18 protein-coding genes are annotated in these 15,721 nt (G+C 69.2%); 9 read left to right on the top strand and 9 right to left on the bottom strand.

Annotated features, from left to right (window positions below):
• Positions 1-4 precede the first annotated feature (4 nt).
• The 5 genes from ybeY to ABDV68_RS06100 are packed head-to-tail and all read right to left on the bottom strand — an operon-like array spanning position 5 to position 3,023.
• Complete coding sequence (gene ybeY, locus ABDV68_RS06120) at positions 5-514, bottom strand: rRNA maturation RNase YbeY (protein ID WP_343518829.1); 510 nt, start codon at positions 512-514, stop codon at positions 5-7.
• On the bottom strand, positions 507-1,520 hold the full coding sequence (locus ABDV68_RS06115; protein WP_343518827.1) for a PhoH family protein: 1,014 nt from the start codon (positions 1,518-1,520) through the stop codon (positions 507-509). The genes ybeY and ABDV68_RS06115 overlap by 8 nt, the downstream gene beginning before the upstream one ends.
• Entirely contained in the window at positions 1,517-1,741 is a 225-nt protein-coding gene (locus ABDV68_RS06110; RefSeq protein ID WP_343518826.1) for a hypothetical protein, read from the bottom strand. Before ABDV68_RS06110 ends, ABDV68_RS06115 begins: the two co-directional genes overlap by 4 nt.
• Before the next feature lie 17 nt (positions 1,742-1,758).
• Positions 1,759-2,583 (bottom strand): hypothetical protein, encoded by an 825-nt coding sequence (locus ABDV68_RS06105; RefSeq protein ID WP_343518824.1) that lies wholly within the window; start codon positions 2,581-2,583, stop codon positions 1,759-1,761.
• A complete protein-coding gene (locus ABDV68_RS06100) occupies positions 2,580-3,023 on the bottom strand; it encodes an ABA4-like family protein (protein ID WP_343518822.1) in 444 nt (147 codons plus the stop codon). Before ABDV68_RS06100 ends, ABDV68_RS06105 begins: the two co-directional genes overlap by 4 nt.
• Positions 3,024-3,059: 36 nt before the next feature.
• On the opposite strand from ABDV68_RS06100, the gene ABDV68_RS06095 reads away from it, so the two are divergent.
• A complete protein-coding gene (locus ABDV68_RS06095; RefSeq protein ID WP_343518820.1) occupies positions 3,060-3,680 on the top strand; it encodes a TetR/AcrR family transcriptional regulator in 621 nt (206 codons plus the stop codon).
• Here the strand turns inward: ABDV68_RS06095 and ABDV68_RS06090 are convergent.
• Positions 3,677-4,510 carry an oxidoreductase gene (locus ABDV68_RS06090; protein WP_343518818.1) on the bottom strand — a complete coding sequence of 278 codons (834 nt, stop codon included), beginning with the start codon at positions 4,508-4,510 and terminating at the stop codon, positions 3,677-3,679. The genes ABDV68_RS06095 and ABDV68_RS06090 overlap by 4 nt on opposite strands.
• Before the next feature lie 71 nt (positions 4,511-4,581).
• Here ABDV68_RS06090 and ABDV68_RS06085 point away from each other — a divergent pair, with 71 nt between their 5' ends.
• Entirely contained in the window at positions 4,582-5,019 is a 438-nt protein-coding gene (locus ABDV68_RS06085; protein ID WP_343518817.1) for a MerR family transcriptional regulator, read from the top strand.
• Positions 5,020-5,189: 170 nt separating this feature from the next.
• Here ABDV68_RS06085 and miaB read toward each other — a convergent pair whose 3' ends face one another.
• Complete coding sequence (gene miaB, locus ABDV68_RS06080; RefSeq protein ID WP_343518816.1) at positions 5,190-6,500, bottom strand: tRNA (N6-isopentenyl adenosine(37)-C2)-methylthiotransferase MiaB; 1,311 nt, start codon at positions 6,498-6,500, stop codon at positions 5,190-5,192.
• Between the two features lie 341 nt (positions 6,501-6,841).
• Here miaB and hisS point away from each other — a divergent pair, with 341 nt between their 5' ends.
• From hisS to ABDV68_RS06050, 6 genes are all read left to right on the top strand, one after another.
• Entirely contained in the window at positions 6,842-8,086 is a 1,245-nt protein-coding gene (gene hisS, locus ABDV68_RS06075; protein WP_343518815.1) for a histidine--tRNA ligase, read from the top strand.
• Positions 8,087-8,231: 145 nt separating this feature from the next.
• A complete protein-coding gene (gene prfA / locus ABDV68_RS06070) occupies positions 8,232-9,305 on the top strand; it encodes a peptide chain release factor 1 (RefSeq protein ID WP_343518814.1) in 1,074 nt (357 codons plus the stop codon).
• Positions 9,302-10,114 carry a peptide chain release factor N(5)-glutamine methyltransferase gene (gene prmC, locus ABDV68_RS06065; protein ID WP_343518813.1) on the top strand — a complete coding sequence of 271 codons (813 nt, stop codon included), beginning with the start codon at positions 9,302-9,304 and terminating at the stop codon, positions 10,112-10,114. The genes prfA and prmC overlap by 4 nt, the downstream gene beginning before the upstream one ends.
• A 258-nt stretch (positions 10,115-10,372) precedes the next feature.
• Entirely contained in the window at positions 10,373-11,086 is a 714-nt protein-coding gene (locus ABDV68_RS06060) for a DUF4167 domain-containing protein (protein WP_343518812.1), read from the top strand.
• 121 nt (positions 11,087-11,207) lie between these two features.
• On the top strand, positions 11,208-12,605 hold the full coding sequence (locus tag ABDV68_RS06055; protein WP_343518810.1) for a DUF4139 domain-containing protein: 1,398 nt from the start codon (positions 11,208-11,210) through the stop codon (positions 12,603-12,605).
• A gap of 8 nt (positions 12,606-12,613) precedes the next feature.
• Positions 12,614-14,344 carry a hypothetical protein gene (locus ABDV68_RS06050; RefSeq protein ID WP_343518809.1) on the top strand — a complete coding sequence of 577 codons (1,731 nt, stop codon included), beginning with the start codon at positions 12,614-12,616 and terminating at the stop codon, positions 14,342-14,344.
• Positions 14,345-14,366: 22 nt separating this feature from the next.
• Here ABDV68_RS06050 and ABDV68_RS06045 read toward each other — a convergent pair whose 3' ends face one another.
• Entirely contained in the window at positions 14,367-14,651 is a 285-nt protein-coding gene (locus ABDV68_RS06045; protein WP_343518808.1) for a hypothetical protein, read from the bottom strand.
• 65 nt (positions 14,652-14,716) lie between these two features.
• Here ABDV68_RS06045 and ABDV68_RS06040 point away from each other — a divergent pair, with 65 nt between their 5' ends.
• Entirely contained in the window at positions 14,717-15,145 is a 429-nt protein-coding gene (locus tag ABDV68_RS06040) for a CBS domain-containing protein (RefSeq protein WP_343518807.1), read from the top strand.
• A gap of 164 nt (positions 15,146-15,309) precedes the next feature.
• On the opposite strand, the gene ABDV68_RS06035 is transcribed toward ABDV68_RS06040, so the two are convergent.
• On the bottom strand, positions 15,310-15,721 hold a 412-nt coding region (locus ABDV68_RS06035), incomplete at its 5' end, for a polysaccharide biosynthesis C-terminal domain-containing protein (RefSeq protein WP_343518806.1).

The raw sequence follows: 15,721 nt of genomic DNA, 5'->3' as shown, positions 1-15,721 counted from the left end.
CGGGTCAATCCTCGCGTACCAGATAAGGGTCGGGGATCCCCAACATGTCGAGCGCGGCGCGCTCCATCGATTCCATCGCCTCGGCTTCGGAATCCCCCTGATGGTCATAGCCTAGCAAATGCAGCACCCCGTGGACAATCAGGTGCGTGGCGTGCTGCTCGACCGAGATGCCCTTGTCCACCGCCTCGGCCGCGCAGACGCCGTGGGCGAGGACGATGTCGCCCAGGATCACCTCGCCGTCGTCGCTGTTCTGGGTGAGCGCCTCGATCAGGTCGGGCGCGATCATCGGGAAGGACAGGACGTTGGTCGGCTTGTCCTTCCGGCGATACTGGGCGTTGAGCTGGTGCACCTCGTCGTCCGAGGTCAGCCGCACCGCGATCTCGATTATGGCCTCGGCCGTGGCGAGCTCGCCGAACGGCGTCTGCTCGACCGCCGCGGCAGCGGCCTTGGCGCCGATCGCATCCCAGTCGAGCTCGGGCCACTCGCCCTCGCGCTGGACCGCGACGTCAAGCATCCGTGCGCCCTTCGCCCTCATATGCCTCGACGATGCGCCCGACGATCGGGTGGCGCACCACGTCGCCGATGCCGAAGCGGACCATCGCGATCCCCTCGATCCCCTCGAGCTTGTTCACCCCGTCGTTGAGGCCCGAGGCCGAGGGGCCGCCGGGCAGGTCGGTCTGCTTGGGGTCGCCGCACACCACCATGCGGCTGTTCTGGCCGAAGCGGGTGAGGAACATCTTCATCTGCATCGGCGTGGTGTTCTGCGCCTCGTCGAGGATGACGAAGGCGTCGGCGAGGGTACGGCCGCGCATGAACGCGATCGGCGCGATCTCGATCTCGCCCGAGGCGATGCGCCGCTCGACCTGCTCGGCCGGCAGGCAGTCGTAGAGCGCGTCGTAGAGCGGGCGCAGGTACGGATCGACCTTGTCCTTCATGTCGCCGGGCAGGAAGCCGAGGCGCTCGCCCGCCTCGACCGCGGGGCGCGACAGGATCAGGCGCTTGACCGAGCCGGTGATGAGCTGCGCCACCGCCTGCGCGACGGCGAGATAGGTCTTGCCGGTGCCCGCCGGCCCGAGCGCGAAGATGATGTCGTTCGAGACCAGGGCGCGCATATAGGCGGTCTGGGTCATCGAGCGCGGGACGATCGTCTTGTTGCGCGTCCGGATCATGATCGGCGGCGCGGCGCCCTCGTCATTCTCGGCGCGGATGATGCCGCTGAAGGTCGGCTCGCTCGACATCGCGATCACCGCGTCGATCAGCCCGGTGTCGATGTCCTCGCCGCGGATCACACGGCTGTGCAGCTCGGTCAGCACCTCGCGCGCATGCGCGACGGCCTCGGCGCTGCCCTCGATCACCACGCGCTGGCCGCGGGCGTGGATGTAGACGCCGAGCCGCTCCTCGAGCGCGAGGATGTTGCTGTCATACTCCCCGAACAGCTGCGGGAGCAGCTGGGGCCGGTCGAAGGTCACTTCGACGCGAGCGCGTTGACCTTGCTGGGCGGGGACGGGTTTGCGGCTCATGCGGTCCTTTCGCGGTCGAAGTTGACGAAGTTGCGCGGAACGCGCGGAATCCTGTCCATCTTCTCATGAATGACGTGCGGATGACGGATAGCCATCTCGGCCAAACCGGGATGCAGCGCGGAGGTTCCGTTACGCATGTCGTGCGTTGGAGGATGGCAGAGCCGGACGATGTAGGACAGGGGAAAGTCGCCCGCCGGCGCTTTGGCCGGCGGGTGACGCAAGCGCGCAACAGTCCAGATCAGAGCGGCAGCAGCGCGCGACCGGCGACCGCCTGATAGAAGGTGCCGAGGGTAAGCGCGGCGTAGACCGCGCCGCCGCCGAGCACTACGGCCCAGCGCAGGCGCGCCGGGGCTCCGGCGACGGCGGCGGCGAGCAGCGGGAGCGCCTGCTCGGCATGGATGCCGAGGAAATGCGCGACGCGCAGGTCGCCGCCGAGCCGGTTCCAGCCGAACAGCGGCACGCTGCCGCCGACCTGCCCCACCGCATGGCCGGCCTGCGAGCTCATATAGCCGCCGAGCATCCCGCCGAGCGCGAAGGTGAGGAGCAGGCCCAGCACCACCGCCGCGACGAAGCTGCGCTGCAGCCCCGCGGCGGGGCGGCGCCCGATCTCCCAGGCGAGCGGCAACGTCGTGGCGGTGAGGATCACCGCGCCGAGACCCATCAGGGCATACATGATCGCATGGAAGGGCGTGCTCTTGTTGAAGTGCGATTCGAGCCCTTGCGCCGCCTGGAAGACGATATAGGCGAGCTCGAAGGTGCCGCTGGCGATCAGGGCGAAGACCGTGGCGCGGATCGGCCGGCTGTCGCGCCGCTCGGGGCGGACATAGCCCATGAACCACGCCGCGGTGAACGCGAACACGCTGACGGAGATGAAGAACTTGGCGGGCTTGACCCAGATGCCGACGCCGCTCGCCAGCGTGCGCGGGTCGCCGAACTGGAGCAGGATCGCGACGCCGCCGAGGATCAGCGTGAGCAGGCCGTAGCGGGTGAGCAGGCGGTGGCGGCGGTCGAGCTCGGTGAGCAAGCGCGACGGCTGCGGCGGATCGAAGGCGAGAGCGGTCATTGCACGGTCTCCTTGTTGGCGAGCGCGGCGCGCGCGGCGAGGCAGGGCAGCAGCCCCGCCGGGCCGAACAGGAAGGTGAGGGGCAGGCACGGCAACACGATCAGCGGCGGGATGCCGCGGGCGGCCGCATCGCGGCTGATCCACGCGCCGATGAACAGGTCGAAGGCGAGGTAATGGAGCCAGCCCGCGGCGAGCGCGGCGTCGTTCGCGAACAGCGCGCGCACCGCCCCGAGCGAGCTGAACCCGCCCTGCTCGAACCCGCTACGGCCCTGCCAGATCAGCAGGATGTAGCCGATCGCGAGGATCGCCGGGATGACGAACTGCGCGGCGGGCCAGGCGTAGCGCCGCGCCGGCTTGACGAACAGCGCGACGAGCAGGCCGAGCCAGCCGAGCATCGCGAGATTGCCGGCAAGGCCGAAGAGCGTTGACGGATCGAGCATGTTGCCACTCCAATCTGAACACTGTATAGATTCCATATGAACGATGAAGTGAACAGTGTCAAGATAGCTGGCCGCGGCTATCATCACGGGGCGTTGCGCGAGGCGCTGATCGATGCCGCCGAGGCGATCATCGCCGAGCGCGGGGTCGAGGGATTCTCGCTGCGCGAGGCGGCGCGGCGCGCGGGCGTGTCACCGGCCGCGCCGGGGCATCATTTCGGCGACGCGCGCGGGCTGCTCACCGCGGTGGCGACTCGCGCCTTCCGCGATTTCGGCGACGCGCTGGAAGCGGGCAGCGTGGGCGCGGACCCGCGCGGGCGGATCCGTGGGCAGGGCATCGCCTATGTCCGCTTCGCGCTCGCCAACCGCGCGCGCTTCGAGCTGATGTGGCGCAAGGCGCTGCTCGATCGTCTCGACCCCGATTATTGCGCCGCGGGCGACCGCGCCTTCGCGATCCTCGACCAGGCCGCGCGCGGACCGGGCGCGCCCGAGGGACCCGACCTCAGCGTGATGGCGCCGTCGATCGCGGCGTGGTCGATCGTCCACGGCTTTGTCGAACTGGCGCTGAGCGGCGCCTTCGGGACGTCGCCGGAGGAGCTGGAGGCGGCGACCGAGCAGCTGCTGCCGCGCGTGCTCGATCACCTGGTGCTGGCGGGCTAGCCGATCCGTCCCGACTGGCTCATCCGCCACATCAGCGCGTCGAGCCAGCGATCGGGCAGCCAGCGCACGAGGAACAGGAAGACCGGCGCGCCGCCGCCGGTGGCGTAGCGGATGCGCGGGCGGCGCGCGGCGGCCGCCCTGGCGATCGTGTTCGCCACGACCTCCGGCGGCGAGGCGAGGCTGGAGCCCTCGACGCTGCCCAGCAGTGCGGCATGTTTGAGCGCCCAGGGGGCATAGTCGCTCTTGCCCGAGCGTTCGACCAGGCTCTGCTCGGCGATACCCTGCCATTCGGTGCGGATCGCGCCTGGCTCGATGATGACCACGCGGATGCCGAACGGGCGAAGCTCCATGCGCAGGCAGTCGCTGAGGCCCTCCACCGCGAACTTGGTGGCGTGATACCAGGCGCCGAACGGCTCGCCCGCCTTGCCGCCGATCGAGGTGACGTTGACGATCGTGCCCGATCGCTGCGCGCGCATCAGCGGGGTGGCGAGTTGGCACAGCCGCGCGAGGCCGACCAGATTGACCTCGATCTGCCGCCGCGCCTCGTCCATCGGCACGTCTTCGAGCGCGCCATAGCTGCCATAGCCGGCATTGTTGACGAGCAGGTCGAGCCGCCCGGCGGCGGCGCGGACCGCCTCGACCGCGGCGACGATCGAGGCGTCGTCGGTCAGGTCGAGATGGACCAGTGTGGCGCCGAGGCGGCGCAGCGGCTCCATCCGGTCGAGGCGGCGGGCGGCGGCGAAGACCTGCCAGCCATCCTCGATCAGGCGCTTGACGGTGGCGTCGCCGATCCCGGACGAGGCGCCGGTGACGAGGGCGGTTTTCTGCATTTCGGACTCCAATTGATCGCTGGAGCCCGACCATATAAGTGTGGACCATAGTCCATGGTCAAGGGTGCATCATGCTGATTTCCGAGTTTGCGAAGCGCGCGGGCCTCAGCGTCGACACGGTACGCTTCTATATCCGCAAGGGACTGCTCGCGCCCGAGACGGGGCTGAAGGGCGGATCGAACCCGTACCAGCTGTTCACGGCCGACCATCTGGAAGTGGCGCGAATCATCCGCATGGCGCAGGGGTTGGGCTTCACCTTGCGCGAGATCGCGGCGCTGGCGGCGGAATATAATGCCGGGCAGATAACCCCTGCACGCAGCCGCGAGCTGATGCGGATGCAGCTCGGCCGGCTGGAAGAGAAGGCGGCGCAGCTCGGCGCGATGATCGACTATACCCGCGCCAAGCTCGCCTGGATGGACGGCGACCAGCGGGATCCCGCGCCGGTGTTCGGCGAATATGAGGGGTGCGGGGCGAGCGCCGGCAAGACGAGCCGGCGCGCCGCCGCTTAAGCCAGATCGGCACCAGCCTTCATCCTCGTCCGCCAGGAGAGGCGACAGCCGCAGGCTGACGGAGGGAGCGGATTCCAGACCGCTGGCGGCTCGCATCCTCCCCCTCCGTCGCGCTTCGCGCGCCGCCTCCCCCTGGCGGGGGAGGATAGGGAAGTGAAGTCAGTCGCCGCTTAGGCCACCGCCTTCACCCGTTCCACGCCGGCGAGCGAGTGGGGTCCGGCCTGGACGATCTCGACCTCGACCAGATCGCCGATCCGGGCGTCGGTCATCAGATGGACCGATTGCAGCCAGGGCGACTTGCCGAGCATCTGGCCGGGCAGCTTGCCCTTGCGCTCGATCAGCACGGCGCAGCTTTTGCCAACGGTGGCGGCGTTGAACGCGGCCTGGTCGCGGTTGAGCGCGTCCTGCAGGCGGCGGAGGCGGTCGTCCATCACCTCGGCGGGGACGGCGCCGTCCATCTCCGCCGCGGGGGTGCCGGGGCGAGGCGAGTATTTGAAGCTGAAGCACTGGGCGTAGCCGACCGCGTCGACCAGGCTCAGCGTGTCCGCGAACTCGGCCTCGGTCTCGCCGGGGAAGCCGACGATGAAGTCGCCCGACAGCGCGATGTCGGGCCGCGCCTCGCGCACGCGATCGAGGATGCGCAGGTACGAATCGCGGCTGTGGCTGCGGTTCATCGCCTTGAGGATGCGGTCGTTGCCGGCCTGCACGGGAAGGTGGAGGAAAGGCATCAGCTTCTCCACCTCGGCATGCGCGCGGATCAGGCCGTCCTTCATGTCGTTGGGGTGACTGGTGGTATAGCGGATGCGGGCCAGGCCCTCGATCCGGTCGAGCGCGCGGATCAGGCCGTGCAGGCCGGTGCCGGCCTCGTCGTCCCACGCGTTGACGTTCTGGCCAAGCAAGGTGATCTCGCGCGCGCCGGCATCGACCAGCGACTTCGCCTCGTCGACGATCGCGTCGAACGGCCGGCTGACCTCGGCGCCGCGCGTATAGGGGACGACGCAATAGGTGCAGAACTTGTCGCACCCCTCCTGCACGGTGAGGAACGCCGACGGACCTGTCTTGCGGCGGGCGGGGAGGGCGCCGAACTTGCTCGCGACCGGCATGTCGGTGTCGACCGCGGCAGTGCCCGAGGCCGCTTGAGCAACCAGCGCGGGGAGGCTGTGATAGGCCTGCGGGCCGACCACCACGTCGACCTTGGCGCGGCGAACGATCTCCTCGCCTTCGGCCTGCGCGACGCAGCCGGCGACCGCGATCATCGGATCCTGCCCGTGCTTGCGCAGCCGGCCGATGTCCGAGAACACCTTCTCGGTCGCCTTCTCGCGGATGTGGCAGGTGTTGAGCACGACGAGATCGGCGGCGTTGGCGTCGTCGGTCGCGGTCATGCCCTGCGCCGTCATCAGCTCGGCCATGCGCTCGCCGTCATAGACGTTCATCTGGCAGCCGAAGGACTTGACGTGGAAGGTTCTGGGCGTGGGCTTCATGGGCGGGGCTATAGTCGAAGCCGGGTGATTGGGGGAGGGGTGGGATTTCGATTCACGCGAAGGCGCGAAGACGCGAAGAAGAAGTGAGTTGAAGAAGGTTTTTTCGCGCAGAGACGCGGAGATCGCAGAGACGGCATGCCGCGGCTGCGCGCAGCGCCCTCCATGCAACCGTTGCGGCAAGCAACGCCCGTTGGAGTGGTGGAAGCCGCTGACGCGGCAAAGACCGCCTCTCTGCGGCCTCTGCGCCTCTGCGCGAAAAAACCTTCTTCTCTTTGCGCCTTCGCGCCTTCGCGTGAACAATCTTTCCTTCTTCCCCCCACCCCAATAGATAGCCCGCCCAAATGGCACGGATCGAGACCCCCAAGCGCGTGCGCGGCACGCAGGATATCTTCGGCGAGGAGCAGCGCCGCTTCGCGCGCGTCGTCGAGGCGTTCGAGAAGGTGCGCCGGCTCTATTGCTTCCAGCAGGTCCAGGTGCCGGTGTTCGAGGCAACGGGCGTGTTCGCGCGGAGCATGGGCGAGACGTCGGACGTCGTGTCGAAGGAGATGTACACCTTCCCCGACCGGGGCGACGACCTGCTGACGCTGCGGCCGGAGTTCACCGCTGGGATTTGCCGTGCCTATATCACCGAGGGGTGGCAGCAATATGCGCCGCTCAAGCTGACCACGCACGGCCCGGTGTTCCGCTACGAGCGGCCCCAAAAGGGGCGCTATCGCCAGTTCCACCAGATCGACGCCGAGATCATCGGCGCGGCGGAGCCGGCGGCCGATGTCGAGCTGTTGACCTTCGCCGATCAGCTGCTGCGCGAGCTGGGGATCAGCGAGGGCGTGACGCTTCAGCTCAACACGCTGGGCGATGCCGAGACGCGCGACGCGTGGCGGGCGGCGCTGGTGGCGCATTTCGAGAAGCATCGCGGCGAGCTGTCCGACGACAGCCTGACGCGGCTCGAGAAGAACCCGATGCGCATCCTCGACTCGAAGGACCCGCGCGACCGGCCGGTGGCCGACGCCGCGCCCGATATCGACGCCTATCTGACCAGCGAGGCGGGCGCGTTCTTCGAGGCGGTGACCAAGGGTCTCGACGCGGCCGGCGTCGCCTGGACGCGCAACGCGCGGCTGGTGCGCGGGCTCGATTATTATCGCCACACCGCGTTCGAATTCGTCACCGACCGGCTCGGCGCACAGGGCACGGTGCTGGCCGGCGGTCGCTATGACGGGCTGATCGGCAATCTGGGCGGACCGGAGACGCCGGGCGTGGGCTGGGCCGCGGGGATCGAGCGGCTGGGGATGCTGACTGAGGCGCCGGCAGTAGAGCGGCCGGACGTTGTGCTGGCAGTCGAGGACGACCAGGCACTTGGGTATGCGTTGGCAGCGCAGGCGCTGTTCCGCGCGAACGACCTGTCCGTCGAGATGATCGCGACCGGTTCTCCGCGAAAGCGCTACGACAAGGCAACGAAGGTGCTCGCCAAGGTGCTCGTGTCGTTCGGATGGCAGAATGGTAATCCAGTCGCCAAGAATCGCTCGGCGGCGGAACAGCCGCTTCACGAGACGGTGAAGCGCTTGCTCGATGAGCTTGCGGGTCGATGACCATCCTCTCCATTCTTCGTCACCCCGGCCTTGAGCCGGGGCTGAGCTTCTTCTTCGACGCCGGCCAAGGCAGCCAAGCCCCGGGTCGAGCCCGGGGTGACGGTGGAGGGAGTGGTGCGCGCGGCAACGAAGCTGGGGCTTCGTCATGACCCGCATCTCGCCCGACAAGATCGCCGCGATCGAGGCGCGGCGCGATGAGCTGCAGGCGATGATGGCGACCGGCGACCTGCCGTCGGACCGCTTCGTCGCGGTCTCCAAGGAATATGCCGAGCTCGAGCCGGTCGCGGCGGCGGCGGGCGAGGTGCGGCGGCTGCGCGACGAAGCGGCGAGCCTCGCCGAGATGAGCCGCGACGGCGACCCCGAGCTGCGCGCGATGGCGAGCGAGGAACTGCGCGAGAACGAGGACGCGCTGGCCAGGGCCGAGCACGCCCTCGCGCTGTCGCTGCTCCCGCGCGATGCCGCGGACGAGCGCGCCGCGATGCTCGAGATCCGCGCCGGTACCGGCGGCGACGAAGCGGCGCTGTTCGCGGGCGACCTGCTGCGCATGTACCAGCGCTACGCCGAGCGGCAGGGGTGGAAGGTCGAGATGATCTCCGCCAGCACCTCGGAGGCCGGGGGCTTCAAGGAAGTCGTCGCCAGCGTCGCGGGCAAGGGCGTGTTCGCGAAGCTCAAGTTCGAGAGCGGCGTGCATCGCGTCCAGCGCGTGCCGGTGACCGAGAGCGGCGGGCGCATCCACACCTCGGCGGCGACCGTTGCGGTGCTGCCCGAGGCGGAGGAGGTCGATGTCGAGATCCGCAACGAGGATCTGCGCGTCGACATCTATCGCTCGTCGGGCGCGGGCGGGCAGCATGTGAACACCACCGACTCCGCGGTGCGGCTGACGCACATCCCGACCGGGCTGGTCGTGATCCAGCAGGACCAGCGCAGCCAGCACAAGAATCGCGACAAGGCGATGCAGGTGTTGCGCACGCGCCTGTACGAGCTCGAGCGCGAGCGGCTGGCGAGCGAGCGCTCGGGCGCGCGCAAGTCGATGGTCGGATCGGGCGACCGCTCGGAGCGCATCCGCACCTACAACTTCCCGCAGGGGCGGGTGACCGACCACCGCATCAACCTGACGCTGCATCGCCTGCCCGAGATCCTCGAGGGCGAGATGGACGAGCTGATCGGCGCGCTGGTCGCCGAGGACGAGGCGGAGCGGCTGGCGGCGCTCGATTCGTGACGGTCCGCGCCGCGATCGCCGAGGCGGCCGCGCGCATCCAGTCGGAGACGCCGCGGCTCGATGCCGAGCTGCTGATGGCGGCGGCGCTGGGCGTATCGCGCGAGACCATGCTGCTCTCGCGGCTGGGCGATCCGGTGCCGGAGGGGTTCGCGGCATTGGTCGCGCGGCGGCTGGCGCACGAGCCCGTCGCCTATATCACCGGCAGCCGTGGTTTCTGGACGGTCGAGGTCCAGGTGGGGCCCGGCGTGCTGGTGCCGCGCGCCGACAGCGAAACGCTGATCGAGGCGGCGGTGGCGCATTTTGCGGGAACCGCGGGGCCGACGCGTGTGCTCGATCTCGGCACCGGGCCGGGGACGCTGCTGCTGGCGGCGCTGGCGGAATGGCCGGAGGCGCATGGGCTGGGCATCGATGCCTCGGAAAAGGCGCTCGATTATGCCCAGGACAATGCCCTCGATCTCGGCATGGAGGACCGCGCCCGTTTCAGGCTTGGCGATTGGGCCAACGGGCTCGACGGCCAGTTCGACCTGATCCTGTGCAATCCACCCTATATCGGTACCCAGGAAGAGCTGGGCCCCGAAGTGCGCGACCATGAACCTGCCGCCGCGCTCTTCGCCGGTCCGGACGGGCTCGAGGATTATCGCCGCATCGTGCCCGAGCTGCGGCGGCTGCTCGTGCCGGGCGGGATCGCGGTGCTGGAGATCGGCTGGACTCAGGGCGAAGCGGTGTCGGCGCTGGTCCGCGAAGCGGGCCTCGCGCCGGCGATCCGCCAGGACCTCGGCGGACGCGATCGCGCCGTGATCGCAAGTTGAACTATCGCCGCCCGATGCCAATATAGTGCTTGGAGATTGCTGCCCCACCGGCTAAAGATGGCCCCGGGGAAGGCACCTTCGACCTAAATCGTTGAAAAGGCACGCCGACCCAATCCATGGCATGAACGCTGCTGAATGTCCGGCAGCCATGCGGGGCGCCGCTCCGGGCCAGTTCCGGCGCGACGGGCGGGATAACACGCATCCGGGATCGCTGATGATCGATGGCGGATTGAGTAAGGACAGGACAAACAGACGTTGATGAACAATCGTCAGGCGAACAACGGCCGCCGGCGCGGCCGTGGTGGCCAGCGCCAGCAGGGTGGCAACCCCAATCAGGGCAACGGCAACCGCATCGACAACCGCGCCCGCGGCAATGCCGCCCAGCTGCTCGAGAAATACAAGAATCTGGCGCGCGACGCGCAGATGCAGGGCGACCGCGTCAACACCGAATATTACCTCCAGTTCGCCGATCACTATTTCCGCGTGCTTGCCGAAAGCCGCTCGCGCTTCGAGGAGCAGGACCGCCAGCGCCGCAACCGCGACGATTTCGACGGCGATGACGACGAGTTCGAGGACGGCGCCGAGGGCGTCCGCGCGAACGAGGGCGATGCGGGCGACGAAGGCGAGCCGCAGCGCTTCGAGCGCCGCGAAGGCCGTGGCGACCGCGACGGGCGCCGCGACCGCAACCAGCGCCGCGACCGCCAGGCCAATGGCTATGACGGCGACGCCGGCGAGGCCGATGCCGCGCCGGTCGCCGCCAATGAGGACGAGGCGCCCCGCGGCGACGAGGTTCGCGAGGAAGGGCGCCGCCGGCGTGGCCGCCCCCGCCGCGAGGCGGCCGAGGATACGGACGAGCTGCCGGGCATCGCCGCGGTGCTTCCGCCCGCGCTCGGCGTCGAGGGCGAGGTGGTCGAGGCCAAGCCGCGCCGCCGCCGCGTGAAGAAGGACGAGGAACCCGCCGCGGCGGAGTGAGCTTCTTCCGGAGCGGGAAATCGAGGTCGGTCCGCAGCTTGCGGGCCGGCCTTTTTCTTTGCCGGTTGACACGAATCGCGCCGTGACGATGCTGGCCGGACATGGCGGTAGGGGGAATGCGATGCGGCGTCTGACCTTGGTTCTGGCTGCGGCGGGCGCCGCGTTGCCCGGAACCGCACTCGCGCAGACGGTCGAGACCCCGTCGACCCAGGGCGACGTCGCGGTCACCATCTACAACAACAATCTCGCGCTGGTGCAGGACGCGCGCACGCTGACCGTGCCGCAGGGACGGAGCCGCCAGGAGTTCCCCGACGTCTCGGCGCAGATCCGGCCGGAAACGGTGACCCTGTCCGGCCCCGGCATCGCCATCGTCGAGCAGAATTTCGACTATGACCTGCTGAGCCCCGACAAGCTGATGGAAAAGGCGGTGGGGCAGGTTATCACCATCGTCCGCACCAATCCCGCCACGGGCGCCGAAACGCGCGAGCAGGCCAGGGTGCTCGCGGCGAATGGCGGCATCGTCCTGCAGATCGGCAACCGGATCGAGGTGCTGCGCGACGACGGGCTGCCGGTCCGCGCGGTGTTCGACAAGGTGCCCGAGAATCTGCGCGCGCGGCCGACCCTGTCGGTGACGGTCCAGGCGGAGCGCAGCGGCGCCGTGCCGACTCGCCTGTCCTATCTGACGCCCGGCCTCGGCTGGACCAGCGACTATGTCGCGCTGTTCGACGAGAAGGCGGGCACGATCGACGTGCAGGGCTGGGTCACGCTCAACAACAATACCGGCACGACGTTCAGCAACGCCGACACGCTGCTGGTCGCGGGGAATGTCGGCGGCGGCCAGAACCGCTTCGGCCGGATGGGGTCGATGGACGACGCCGGCATCGAGCAGGCGGGAACCGAGAGCGGGACGCGTGAGCGGCTGGGCGACTATTATCTCTACCCGCTCGCCGAGCGCACCACCATCGCCAACGCGCAGCAGAAGCAGGTGAGCTTCCTCGACGTGAAGGCGTCGCCCGCGCGCAAGGCGTACGAGTTCGCCAATGGCTGGCTGGGCGGCAACGACGTGCCGCGCAGCGCCGCGACGGCGATCAAATTCTCGACCTCGCGCAGCGGCGGGCTCGGCGACCAGCTGCCGGCCGGTACCGTCCGCGTCTATATGCGTGACGCGCGCGGCGATCCCCAGTTCATCGGGGAGAACCGGATCGGCCACACGCCGATGGGATCGTCGATGTCGATCCGCACCGGCGAGGCGTTCGACGTCAAGGTCAAGGTGGTGGTGGAGGAGCGGACCCGGCTGTCCAACCGCCGCTGGCGCACGAAGATGCGCTACACCGTGAGCAACGCGCGCGACACGCCGGTCACGCTCGACCTGGCGCAGGACGGGCTGTGGGGCGACGTGAAGATCGCCGAGCAGAGCATCACCGGCGAACGCATCTCCGCGGATCGCGTGGAATGGAAAGTGCCGGTCGCGGCCAATGCCAGCGCCGACCTGACGGCGACCTTCGACACGCGGTACTGAGGCGCGCGATGCGCTGGCTGCTGCTCCTCATGCTGTGCTTGCCCGCGCTGGCGCATGCGCAGGGGCAGACCGTCACGTCGAGCGAAGTTTCGGACGTCGCGGTGACCATCTATCGCGATCCCTATCGCGACGCCGGGATGATGCAGCTGGGCTGGCCGGGCGGCTATGCGCTGATCACCGAGACGCGGACGGTCACCATCCCCAGGGGAGAAAGCCGGCTGCGCTTCGAGAATGTCGCCGAAGGGCTGCTTCCCGAGACCGCGATCGTCACCGGCCTGCCCTCGGGCGTGCGCGAGAAGAATCGCGATGCGCGGCTGATCTCGCCCGCGGGACTCGTCGACGCCTTCCTCAAGCGCCGCGTGCGCATCCGCCGCACCGATCCCGCGACCGGCCGGGTGCGCGAGCAGAGCGCGATCATCCAGTCCGGCCCCGATGGCGGCGTGCTGATCCGCACCGATCAGGGTTTCGAGGCGCTGCGCTGCTCGGGCCTGCCCGAACGGATGATCTATCCCGAAGTGCCCGACACCCTCTCCGCGCGGCCGACGCTTTCCATACTGACGCGCAGCGAGCGCGCCGTCACCGCCACGATCCAGCTGACCTATATGGCGCAGGGGTTCGACTGGTCGGCCAACTATGTCGGCAACATGGCGGCGGACGGCAGGAAGATGGGGCTGTTCGCCTGGCTGACCGTGGCGAATGGCGGGCAGCAGAGCTTCAAGGACGCGCGGCTTCAGGTGATCGCGGGCAAGCCCAACAAGCGTCCCAACAATCCGCCGCCGCCGCCGCCGGCGTCCGCGCTCAACCTGCAATGCTGGCCGCTCGATACGACCAGCACGCATCCGCGGCGCGAATGGGAGCGGCTGCCCATGCCGCCGGGCCCCGACCTGTCTCGGTTCGACGCGGTGGGACGCAACGCGCCGGGCAGCTTCGAAACGCGCAAGCAGCGGCGCGAGCGCGAGAAGCGGGCGCGCTATGCCGGAGGCGGTGCCGAGGACATCGTGGTCACGGGCTCACGCATCCGGCGCTTGCGCCTGGAAGCGCCGATGGCGGTTACGGTCGTGTCGGCGGACTACGCCATGCCCGCGCCCGCGCCGCCTCCGCCCGCACCACCCCCGCCGCCACCGCCGGGCGAAACCGTCGCCGTCGCGCAGGGCGCGCAGGCACAGGCCGAGGCGCTGGGCGATCTTAAGCTCTACCGCGTGCCGATGCGCGTGACCGTCGCCGCGCAGAGCCAGAAGCAGGTGGCGATGCTCGTCCAGCCCGAGGCGAGGTTCGACCGCATCTATCGCGCCAATGTCGCCACCGGGCGCGATACGCCGCAGCCGATGCCATTCCTGTTGCGCTCGACCAATGTCGGAGAAAGAGGCCTGGGCGTGCCGCTGCCTGCGGGCGGCCTGGCGCTGTTCGAGACGGTTGCGGGCCGCCGCCTGCTCGCCGGGCGGGACGACGTCGCTGATCTTGCTGTGGGCGAAGAAGTCGAATTGGCGCTCGGGCAAAGCCCGGACGTTCAATGGAAGCTGACGCGCGTGCGGGAGACGGCGGACCGGCAGGAATGGCGGGTCGACATCACCAACGCGCGAAACGTCCCGGTGACCGCTCAGATCGTCGTTCCGAATGATCTCGCCGAAAAACCGCCGGGAATCGAACGCGGCCGCGGAGGCTGGGTGCTACCGGTCGAGGTGCCGGACAACGGCACCGCGACTCTCGGCTACGCGCTCAAGCTGAGTCCCCGCCGCTGATTCGCCCGCGCGTCGACGCGCGCTAGCGGTTCTTCCGCTCCGTGGCGTCGCGCGAGCGCTCGTCATGGCCGGTGCCCGAGCTCATGAAGATCAGTCCCATCAGCGCGCCGCCGAGCAGCACCGACAGGCCGATGCCGATCGCCATCGCGATCGAGGCGTGGAGCTGGAACTCGCCGATCGAGATATAGAGCGCGGCCACCGCGACGATCGCGGAGAGCACCGCCACCACCGCGACGATGCCGAAGATGCGGCGATAGCGGCCCCAGGCGAGGCGGGCATAGTCGGGATTGTCGAGATCGGGCTCCATGCCCTTTCAATTGGGGACGAATCGTGGGATTCTCAACCGCCTCTAACAGGGAAAGGAGACTGGCGATGACGATCGCGGCAATCCTGAGCGGAAAGGGGCAGGATGTCATCACGGTGAGCGGCGACACCACCGTGCGCGACGCGGTGGCGCTGCTGTCCGAGAAGCGAATCGGCGCGGTGCCGGTGATCGAGGGCGGCACGGTCGTCGGGATCTTTTCCGAGCGCGACGTGATCCACTGCCTCCAGCGCGACGGTACGGGCGCGCTCGACAACCAGGTGCGCAACGTGATGACCGCGCCGGCGATCACCGTGACGCGCGACCAGCCGGTGCTGGCGGCGCTGTCGCTGATGACCGCGCGGCGGATCCGGCATCTGCCGGTGGTCGAGGGCGGCGCGCTCCTCGGCTTCGTGTCGATCGGCGACCTGGTGAAGTACCGGATCGAGCGGATCGAGGCCGAGGCCGCGCAGATGCGCGCTTACATCCAGTCGGCTTAGGATTAGTTGGTAACAATCCTCCCCCGCCAGGGGGAGGTGGCGCCGAAGGCGACGGAGGGGGAGGACTCCCAACGCCTGTTCTGGCATCCGCCCCCCTCCGTCAGGCTGCGCCTGCCACCTCCCCCTAGCGGGGGAGGATTAGAAACTGGAATGACGGACCAGGTCTACCGCCGGATCATCCGGATCGCATCCTCGACCGTCTCGCGCGCGAACAGCCAAAGCCACGCGCCGTAGATCGCCGCGCCCGCCGCGGTCAGCACCAGCAGATGGGGCAGGGGGCTGAGCGGCGGCAGCGCCCGGTCGATCAGCACCACCGCCAGCCCCATCGCCGCCGCGGCGGTGACCGGCGGCGCGATCGCCGCGAGCCAGTCGCGCCATTTGAGCTCGATCACCGGCAGGCTTCGTGCCGCGGTGATCGCGAGGAACACCGGCCATATCGCGATCCAGGTGAGCGCGAGGCCCTTCACGCCCCAGTGCACCCCGATCAGGAAGGCGGCGGGCAGCACCACCGCGCCGGTCGCTGAGATCTGCGCGGCGATGCCCGGGCGCCCGCGCGCGTCGGGCGCCGGGGCGAAC

This window comes from Sphingomonas sp. (assembly GCF_039595165.1).
GTDB lineage: Bacteria > Pseudomonadota > Alphaproteobacteria > Sphingomonadales > Sphingomonadaceae > Sphingomonas.
The sequence above is the reverse complement of the archived record's forward strand: the minus strand, read 5'-3'. Positions and strand labels throughout refer to the sequence as shown.

Bases quoted from the DNA above. Each gene is read 5' to 3' on its own strand.
- ybeY (WP_343518829.1), bottom strand. From the start codon at position 514: ATGCTTGACGTCGCGGTCCAGCGCGAGGGCGAGTGGCCCGAGCTCGAC.
- ABDV68_RS06115 (WP_343518827.1), bottom strand. From the start codon at position 1,520: ATGAGCCGCAAACCCGTCCCCGCCCAGCAAGGTCAACGCGCTCGCGTC.
- ABDV68_RS06105 (WP_343518824.1), bottom strand. From the start codon at position 2,583: ATGACCGCTCTCGCCTTCGATCCGCCGCAGCCGTCGCGCTTGCTCACC.
- ABDV68_RS06100 (WP_343518822.1), bottom strand. From the start codon at position 3,023: ATGCTCGATCCGTCAACGCTCTTCGGCCTTGCCGGCAATCTCGCGATG.
- ABDV68_RS06095 (WP_343518820.1), top strand. From the start codon at position 3,060: ATGAACGATGAAGTGAACAGTGTCAAGATAGCTGGCCGCGGCTATCAT.
- ABDV68_RS06090 (WP_343518818.1), bottom strand. From the start codon at position 4,510: ATGCAGAAAACCGCCCTCGTCACCGGCGCCTCGTCCGGGATCGGCGAC.
- ABDV68_RS06085 (WP_343518817.1), top strand. From the start codon at position 4,582: ATGCTGATTTCCGAGTTTGCGAAGCGCGCGGGCCTCAGCGTCGACACG.
- miaB (WP_343518816.1), bottom strand. From the start codon at position 6,500: ATGAAGCCCACGCCCAGAACCTTCCACGTCAAGTCCTTCGGCTGCCAG.
- hisS (WP_343518815.1), top strand. From the start codon at position 6,842: ATGGCACGGATCGAGACCCCCAAGCGCGTGCGCGGCACGCAGGATATC.
- prfA (WP_343518814.1), top strand. From the start codon at position 8,232: ATGACCCGCATCTCGCCCGACAAGATCGCCGCGATCGAGGCGCGGCGC.
- ABDV68_RS06060 (WP_343518812.1), top strand. From the start codon at position 10,373: ATGAACAATCGTCAGGCGAACAACGGCCGCCGGCGCGGCCGTGGTGGC.
- ABDV68_RS06055 (WP_343518810.1), top strand. From the start codon at position 11,208: ATGCGGCGTCTGACCTTGGTTCTGGCTGCGGCGGGCGCCGCGTTGCCC.
- ABDV68_RS06050 (WP_343518809.1), top strand. From the start codon at position 12,614: ATGCGCTGGCTGCTGCTCCTCATGCTGTGCTTGCCCGCGCTGGCGCAT.
- ABDV68_RS06045 (WP_343518808.1), bottom strand. From the start codon at position 14,651: ATGGAGCCCGATCTCGACAATCCCGACTATGCCCGCCTCGCCTGGGGC.
- ABDV68_RS06040 (WP_343518807.1), top strand. From the start codon at position 14,717: ATGACGATCGCGGCAATCCTGAGCGGAAAGGGGCAGGATGTCATCACG.